We start from the raw sequence: 1,775 nt of genomic DNA on the forward strand, positions 1-1,775 counted from the left end.
AGATCGGTTTGGGCTCTTTCCCTTTCGCTCGCCGCTACTCAGAAAATCATTCTTATTTTCTCTTCCTGCAGGTACTTAGATGTTTCAGTTCCCTGCGTCTCGCCTCATCATGTCTATGTATTCGACATGTGATACACGGATATGACTCCGTGTGGGTTCCCCCATTCGGATATCGACGGCTCTTCACGTGCTTACCGCTCACCGTCGCATTTCGCTGTTTGCTGCGTCCTTCTTCGCCGGAGTGTGCCTAGGCATTCCCCATACGCCCTTTCTTGCTTTACCTTCTAGGTTTGCTTGCTTGAACTTTTTTTCGTTTACACTTGCTGTAAAATCTTAGTTACTTTCGACTTTTCGTACTAGACCTTTTATTTAATGTCTAATCTCTTCTTTATCGTTTTCGCAATTTTTTTTACTACTATCCAGTTTTCAATGTCCTCTTGAATGTCCAGGACATTCAAAACCAAACAAGAAAGCACAACTTTCTCTCCCTAGAAAGGAGGTGATCCATCCCCACGTTCCCGTAGGGATACCTTGTTACGACTTCACCCCAATCATCAGTCCCACCTTAGACAGCTCCTTCCTTGCGGTTAGGCCACCGGCTTCGGGTGTTACCGACTCTCATGGTGTGACGGGCGGTGTGTACAAGGCCCGAGAACGTATTCACCGCGACATGCTGATTCGCGATTACTAGCGATTCCATCTTCGTGCAGTCGAGTTGCAGACTGCAGTCCGAACTGAGAACAGTTTTATGGGTTTCGCTCCACCTCGCGGCTTCGCTTCCCTCTGCTCTGTCCATTGTAGCACGTGTGTAGCCCAGGTCATAAGGGGCATGATGATTTGACGTCATCCCCGCCTTCCTCCGGCTTGTCACCGGCAGTCTCGCCAGAGTCCCCAACTTAATGCTGGCAACTGGCAACAGGGGTTGCGCTCGTTGCGGGACTTAACCCAACATCTCACGACACGAGCTGACGACAACCATGCACCACCTGTCTTCTCTATAGCTATCTCTCCATCTCTGGAGCCTTTAGATCGATGTCAAGACCTGGTAAGGTTCTTCGCGTTGCTTCGAATTAAACCACATGCTCCACCGCTTGTGCGGGCCCCCGTCAATTCCTTTGAGTTTCATTCTTGCGAACGTACTACTCAGGCGGAGTACTTATTGCGTTAACTGCAGCACTGAGCTTTGACACCCAACACTTAGTACTCATCGTTTACGGCGTGGACTACTAGGGTATCTAATCCTATTTGCTCCCCACGCTTTCGGGACTGAGCGTCAGTTATGCGCCAGATCGTCGCCTTCGCCACTGGTGTTCCTCCATATATCTACGCATTTCACCGCTACACATGGAATTCCACGATCCTCTCACACACTCTAGCTCTACGGTTTCCATGGCTTACCGAAGTTAAGCTTCGATCTTTCACCACAGACCCTTAGTGCCGCCTGCTCCCTCTTTACGCCCAATAATTCCGGATAACGCTCGCCACCTACGTATTACCGCGGCTGCTGGCACGTAGTTAGCCGTGGCTTTCTTATAGAGTACCGTCACTTGGATATCATTCCCTATATCCACCGTTCTTCCTCTATGACAGAAGTTTACATAACGAATTACTTCTTCCTTCACGCGGCGTTGCTCGGTCAGGGTTTCCCCCATTGCCGAAAATTCCCTACTGCTGCCTCCCGTAGGAGTCTGGGCCGTGTCTCAGTCCCAGTGTGGCCGGTCACCCTCTCAGGTCGGCTACGCATCGTCGCCTTGGTAGGCCGTTACCCTACCAAC

At 50.5% G+C, this 1,775-nt stretch carries 2 rRNA genes (1 of these 2 cut by a window edge); both read right to left on the reverse strand.

Annotation, left to right across the window (positions count from 1 at the left end):
• Positions 1 to 282 (reverse strand): 23S ribosomal RNA (locus tag HUU89_RS14810) (its annotated part extends 1,870 nt beyond the left edge of the window); the annotation flags it as partial.
• Positions 283 to 492: 210 nt separating this feature from the next.
• Positions 493 to 1,775, reverse strand: a 16S ribosomal RNA gene (locus tag HUU89_RS14340); the annotation flags it as partial.

Origin of the sequence: Faecalibacillus sp. H12, from assembly GCF_013361255.1 — a bacterium.
Lineage (GTDB): Bacteria > Bacillota_I > Bacilli_A > Erysipelotrichales > Coprobacillaceae > Faecalibacillus > Faecalibacillus intestinalis.